This window comes from Rhodococcus sp. IEGM 1409 (genome assembly GCF_030056735.1).
Lineage (GTDB): Bacteria > Actinomycetota > Actinomycetes > Mycobacteriales > Mycobacteriaceae > Rhodococcus_F.
In genome coordinates, this window is record NZ_JASHKN010000030.1 from 1 (window position 1) to 278 (window position 278).

The window sequence follows — 278 nt, forward strand, 5'->3', positions numbered from 1 at the left end:
AGATCGTTGCGTCGGTGTTTGCCGAGGTGTTGGGTGTCGATCGTGTGGGTCTCGACGATGATTTCTTCGAGCTCGGCGGCAACTCGTTGATTGCGACTCGGGTTGCGGCGCGGTTGGGGCAGGCGCTCGATGCGCAGGTTCCGGTACGCGTGATTTTTGAAGCTTCCAGTGTCAAGGCGTTGGCGATTCGTGTCGAGTCTGAAGTGGGAACCGGTGCTCGTGCGGCGTTGACTGCTCGGGTGCGTCCGGAGCGGGTGCCGTTGTCGTTGGCGCAGCAG

General features: G+C 61.9%; 1 protein-coding gene. It reads left to right on the forward strand.

Annotated features, from left to right (window positions below):
- The coding region (locus tag QM716_RS29170; protein WP_283307723.1) for a phosphopantetheine-binding protein at nucleotides 1–278 on the forward strand (278 nt) is incomplete at both ends.